Origin of the sequence: Agathobaculum sp. (assembly GCF_050946325.1) — a bacterium.
In the GTDB taxonomy this organism is placed as follows: Bacteria; Bacillota; Clostridia; order Oscillospirales; family Butyricicoccaceae; genus Agathobaculum.
In genome coordinates, this window is sequence record NZ_JBMNUP010000108.1 from 1 (window position 1) to 6,409 (window position 6,409).

A 6,409-nucleotide genomic window follows, 5' to 3' on the forward strand; every position below is an offset into this window, starting at 1 on the left:
GCGCCACGATTACACAGGCTGTTCAGTATCTGGAAAAGCAGGGGCATTCCGTGATTGGCGGCACCAATGCAGACTTTTTTGTCATGTCCAGCGGTATTCCCATCGGCCTTGTCATTGATAAGGGAACCCTGATTTCTTCCGACGCCTGGCAATATGCAGTAGGCTTTACGGAGGACGGTACGGCTGTTATGGGCCGGCCAACCATGTCCATGCAGGTAGCGGGCGAAAGCGGTACGGTCTCCGTTTCGTATTTCAACAAGACCCGCACCACGGCAGGCGCTTACCTGCTTGATCGAAATTACGATGATTCCACGCACTTTACCGCCAACGGTACCAACATCATTTTGGAGCGGCTGGATGATACGCCCGTTACGGTCAACGGTGAAGTCCGGATGAAGGTTATCAACAAAGGAACCGGCAACAGTCCGCTGACGATTACGGACAATCAGATGGTTCTGACCAAATCCGATGGCGCGAATGTCCCTTCCTGGGTAGATTTTGAGGTTGGCGAAGAAGTAACGCTGCGCGTTACCGCGAACGACAGCAATTGGGCGGATGTGCAGTATGCAGTCGGCGGCAAACTGCTGATTGACGGCGGTTCGGTCACCACCGCAGGTATTGATGCAGCCTCTTCCCGGCGGGCGCGCAGCGCAATTGGCGTAAAGGAAGACGGTACGGTGATATTGTACCAGATTGACGGCAACCAGTCTTCCCACAGCGCTGGTCTGACAGCAGCCGAGCTTGGCAGCGAGCTGCTCAGCCTTGGCTGTGTTCGCGCAATCTGCCTGGACGGCGGCGGTTCTTCTGCCATGGCACTGCGTCAGCCGGGTGATGCGAGTCCTTCGCTGGTCTCCAAGCCCTCAGACGGCGCGCAGCGGGCATGTGCCAACTATATTTTCTTTGTCAATCAGGTGGAATCTGACGGCAGGACGGCGCACGCCGTGCTCACCCCAAGCTATCGTTATATTTTGCCCGGCGCTTCCACCTGGTTTTCCGTCAAGGGGGCTGATGGTTCCTATGGGCCGGCCCCTGCCCCCGATCATCTGACATATTCCGTATCAGATGATCTTGGCACGGTTGCAGAACAAACTTTCACTGCGGGTGAAAACACAGGGACCGCCGTTATCACTGCTACCGACGGCGCGGTTGAAGGTTCCATGCGCATCTGCATTACAAATGCAGTGGATTCGATCGTACTGCAGCGTGACGGCAATTCCGTGAATTCCCTGTCTGTCAAACCAGAGCAAAGCGTTGATCTCAATGCCATTGCCTATCACATCGGCCAGCGTATGTCTGCTATGGATGAACAGTTTACCTGGAAAATTTCGGGAGATATCGGCACAGTTGATAACCGCGGCGTATTTACCGCAGGCAAAACCATGGCCAGCGGCACACTGACCTGTTCTTACGGCAATACGGTCAAATCCATTTCCGTCAATGTTGGCATGGGTGATCCACAGTCTGCGCGAACTGCGGCTGATTTTGAAGCAGGCCAACCCTGCGCAGCTACCGCAGGCATCACGCTTTCCCGCGTATCCGATTATGCTTCGGTCGCCCGCGGCACCGGCTCGCTTCAGGCTTCTTATGATGCCGCCAAAGTTGTGACCGGCACCATTACGCTTCCCGCAACAGACGTATCTGATATGAAGCATTTGACGCTGTGGGCGCGCAGCCAGGGGACGCAAAGTACGCTGACCGCGGTCTTTGCTGACAATGAAGGAAATGAACTAACCGCTCCCCTTTCTGCTGTAACCGAAGCATCGTGGCGGCAGCTCACCGCCGCTGTTCCGGAAGGGGCAAGCAAGCTGACCGGCATCCGTTTTGAGCGCAGCGGCACAGCCGCAGCGGACACGGCGCTCTACCTGGATCAGATTATTGTTTCTGCGCATCACGCCGTTACTAACGCAGATGCACCGGTCCTGCAATTGAAAAACACCTCTCTTTCCATTGATGCAGGCGCCTCTGCCGTCATCAGCGGTACTGCCACGATGGAAAACGGCAAATATCCGGTACGCGCTTCCAATGTTTTTGTCAAGGTCGATGGCAAGGAAGTTTCCGGCGCCGCCGCTATGAGCGGCAGCTCGCTGACTATTACAACCGGTTCGCTGTCAGAGGGCGTACACTGTGTAACCATTGATGTATCCGATGACGCGGGCAACCGTACCCGCGCCGCTGTTACAGTAACCGCTGGAAAGGCTGCGGCCGTCTTTGCGGATACGGATTCCCACTGGGCGCGCGGCTACGCCTCCCTGCTGCATACGCGCGGCATTATGGTGGGCGAGACTGTGGATGGTCAAACCTTCTTCAACCCCGACCGAAACCTGCGGCGCATGGAATTCGCCGTGACCATGGCCCGTCTGCTTGGGCTGGATACTTCTTATTCCGGCGCGATGAATTTTGCCGACGACGCGGAAATCCCCAAATGGGCGCGCGGCGCGGTCTATGCCGTATCGCAGGCGGGTATTATGAAGGGAGAAACGAAAAACGGCAAGCTGTATTTCTCTCCCAAGCAGGATATGACCCGCGCCGAGGTGATGACAGTCATCGGACGCAGCCTGCCGCGCGGGTATGCCGCTGCACCGCTTGCGTATTCTGATGCTTCTTCTATCCCCTCCTGGGCTATCGCACAGACGCAAACTTGTGTTTCGGCAGGTATCATTGGCGGTTACAAGGACAATACGCTGCGCCCTCTTGGAAAAATTACGCGCGGTGAAATTGCCAAGGTATTATCTCTGTTTTAACTTGATTCCGTTTTACTTTGTCCTGTGATTTGGGGCGCTGCAAAAAATGCAGCGTCCCTTTCTATTGTCATTTCTCCCCAATTTTATAACCCTGTTTTGTAGAAAAGTGAAAATTTATAAAGACATCGTTTTTTTCATTGACTTGTTTTGTGTAAAATGATACCATAATGGTAAAGTAATTGCGAACTATGCACAGCCATAAGTCCCCTGGCACAGTGCATAAAATTTTTTATCTCGAAATTATACATATATCGTATACATTAAGAACACAAGGAGGAATTGGCATGAATTTCAAAACCACGCAGGAACATGAAGCTTTACGAGCCAAAATCAGAGAGTTTGCGGAATCCGAGGTAAAGCCATATACTTTTCTCTGGGATAAGGAGAATTACTTTCCGCGTGAAGTTGTTCAGAAAATGGCAGAAAACGGTTGGATGGGCATCCCCTTCCCCAAAAAATACGGTGGCGCCGGGCTGGATGCAATCAGCTATGCCATTGCAGTGGAGGAGCTTTCCCGCGTGGACGGCGGTACCGGCGTAATCCTTTCTGCACACGTTTCCCTTGGCTCCTGGCCGATTTTTGCTTTCGGCACGGAGGAGCAAAAACAGAAATATCTCGTTCCGTTGGCGCGCGGTGAAAAAATCGGCGCGTTTGGTCTGACCGAACCCAACGCGGGTTCTGATGCCGGCGGCACGGAAACCACCGCCGTACTGCAGGGCGATCATTACATCCTTAACGGCGAAAAGATTTTCATTACCAATGGCGGGGAAGCGGATACTTATGTGGTGTTTGCCGTTACCACCCCAGGTATCGGCACAAAGGGCATCAGCGCTTTCATTGTGGAAAAAGGCTGGAAGGGCTTTGAGTTCGGCGATCATTATGACAAGATGGGCATTCGTTCCTCAGCCACTGCCCAGCTTCTGTTCAATGATGTAAAGGTTCCCAAGGAAAATCTGCTGGGTAAGGAAGGACAGGGATTCAAAATTGCCATGGCCACGCTGGACGGCGGCCGTATTGGCATTGCCTCGCAGGCGCTGGGCATTGCGCAGGGCGCGTATGAGAGTGCGGTTGAATACGCCAAAGAGCGTGTTCAGTTTGACAAACCGATTGCATTCCAGCAGTCCATTTCCTTTAAAATTGCCGATATGGCTACCAAGCTGCGGTGTGCCCGCCTGCTGATTTATTCTGCGGCCGAACTCAAGGAGCACCATGAACCTTATGGTATGGAAGCTGCAATGGCCAAGCAGTATGCTTCGGATATTGCACTGGAAGTGACGAACGATGCCCTCCAAATTTTTGGCGGCACCGGATTCCTCAAGGGCATGGATGTGGAGCGCATGTATCGTGATGCCAAGATCACAACGATCTATGAAGGCACGAACGAAATTCTTCGCGTTGTTATTTCCTCTCATATTCTTGGTAAGCCGCCCAAGGAAGCTGCGCCTGCACTGAAGAAGGCCGGTCCTGTTACCGGCGCACGGAAAAAGATGATCCTGAAGGAAGGCTCTGCCCAGGAAAAGGTGGATGCGCTGGTTGCGGGCCTGAAGAAAGACGGCTATGATTTCACGGTAGGTATTCCGATTGATACGCCGATTTCCAAGGCAGAGCGTGTTGTCAGTGCCGGCAAGGGCATTGGCGCCAAGGAAAACATGGCCCTGGTTGAGCAGCTTGCGCAGGCGGCCGGTGCAGCAATCGGGTCTTCCCGTCCTGTGGCAGAAACGCTGCGCTATCTGCCGATCAATCGGTATGTCGGTATGTCCGGACAGAAGTTTATGGGAAATCTGTATATTGCATGCGGTATTTCCGGCGCAGTCCAGCACCTGAAAGGCATCAAGGACGCGTCTACCATTGTAGCAATCAACAAAAACGCCAACGCTCCTATTTTCAAAAACTGCGATTATGGTATTGTTGGCGATGTGCTTGAAATCCTTCCTCTGCTCTCCGCCGCGCTTGATACCGGTGAAAAGCAGCCTGCGCCGCCCATGCAGAAAATGAAGCGCGCCACGCCGAAGAAGGAACGCCCGCCCTACAAGACCTATGTGTGCAGCGGCTGTGGTTATGAATATGATCCTTCCATCGGCGATCCCGATGCCGATGTAGCGCCTGGCACGCTGTTTGAAAAGCTTCCCGAGGACTGGGTCTGCCCAGAGTGCGCGGAATCGAAAGAGAATTTCATCGAGGCATAAGCCGATGTATCTACTATAAAGGAGGATTTGATTATGCATTGTGTAAGAAAAGTTACCGATGATCTGTACTGGGTCGGTGCTAACGATCATCGTTTGGCATTGTTTGAAAACATTCATCCGATTCCCAAGGGTGTCTCTTATAATGCCTATCTGCTGCTGGATGAACAGACTGCTCTGTTTGATACCATTGACTGGTCTGCATGCCGTCAGCTGCTGGAAAATATTCAGTATCTGCTGAATGGAAAACCGCTGGATGTGCTGGTTATCAACCATATGGAACCCGACCACGGAGCTTCCATTGAAGAAATTCTGTTGCGCTATCCAAATGTCAAGGTTATCAGCACAGAGAAATCTTTTATGCTGATGCGCCAGTTTGGTTTTGATATTGACGGGCACGAACTGATTGAGGTGCAGGAGGGCGATACCTATTGCTTTGGCAAACATACCATCACCTTTGTGGCGGCTCCGATGGTACATTGGCCTGAAGCGATGGTCACATTTGATACAACCAGCGGCGTACTGTTTTCCGCGGATGCATTCGGCTCTTTCATCGCACTGGACGGTAAACTGTTTGCCGATGAGGTCAACTTTGACCGCGACTGGATTGATGAGGCCCGCCGCTACTATACCAACATTGTTGGGAAATACGGTCCTCATGTGCAGTTTTTGCTGAAAAAAGCCGCTGGCATTCTGGACCAGATCAAGTTTATTTGTCCGCTGCACGGTCCGGTTTGGCGCAGCGATCTGGGCTATCTGATTGACAAATATCAGCACTGGAGCACCTACGAACCCGAAGAAAAGGCAGTGATGATTGTTTACGCTTCCATGTATGGCAACACGGAAGCCGCAGCGCAGGCTCTGGCCGCCAAACTGGCGGAACGCGGCATTACCAATACGGTACTTTACGACGTATCCAACACCCATGTCTCTTATCTGATTTCGGAAACTTTCCGTGTCAGCCATATCGTTCTGGCATCTGTAACCTATAATCTGGGCATTTATCCAGTTATGCACAACTATCTGGCAGACATGAAGGCCCTTAACTTGCAGAACCGCACCTTCGCGATTGTGGAGAACGGTTCCTGGGCATGCAAATCAGGAGACCTGATGCAAAAGTTCCTGGACGAAGAGATGAAATGCATGACGGTTCTTAACGAACGTCTCTCTTTGGCCTCTTCGCTTGGTTCGGACAAGGAAGATGAGTTAAACGCATTGGCCGATGCCATTGTAGATAATATGAACGAAGCTTAACTGCAAACAGTGAGAAGTCCGGGGGCACCTACGCCTCCGGACTTCTTGTATTGGATGAAATGCCGCTCTGATGCAGCATGCAAACCGATAGAAATGCCAAAACAAGGCAGCGCGAAATGCACATACCAGACCAGACGAACCAGCAAAACCGCAAAGCAATATGAGTGGCCTCCGGAAATAGATATTCGATTTTCTGGCACGCCTGTATAAATCACGGCTCGGCCTGCCCCT

At 52.3% G+C, this 6,409-nt stretch carries 4 protein-coding genes; 3 read left to right on the forward strand and 1 reads right to left on the reverse strand.

The genetic code is table 11. The features are described from left to right. The 3 genes from ACOYIE_RS08290 to ACOYIE_RS08300 all read left to right on the forward strand — a co-directional run. Positions 1-2,741 (forward strand): phosphodiester glycosidase family protein (locus ACOYIE_RS08290; RefSeq protein ID WP_433412228.1); only part of this gene is annotated, 2,741 nt, incomplete at its 5' end. A gap of 284 nt (positions 2,742-3,025) precedes the next feature. Next, on the forward strand, positions 3,026-4,927 hold the full coding sequence (locus tag ACOYIE_RS08295; RefSeq protein WP_433412230.1) for an acyl-CoA dehydrogenase family protein: 1,902 nt from the start codon (positions 3,026-3,028) through the stop codon (positions 4,925-4,927). 33 nt (positions 4,928-4,960) lie between these two features. Beyond that, positions 4,961-6,178, forward strand: a complete 1,218-nt coding sequence (locus ACOYIE_RS08300) for an FprA family A-type flavoprotein (protein WP_433412232.1) — start codon at positions 4,961-4,963, stop codon at positions 6,176-6,178. On the opposite strand, the gene ACOYIE_RS08305 is transcribed toward ACOYIE_RS08300, so the two are convergent. Next, positions 6,175-6,409, reverse strand: a 235-nt coding sequence (locus ACOYIE_RS08305) for a hypothetical protein (RefSeq protein ID WP_433412234.1), incomplete at its 5' end; no start/stop codon positions are given. The genes ACOYIE_RS08300 and ACOYIE_RS08305 overlap by 4 nt on opposite strands.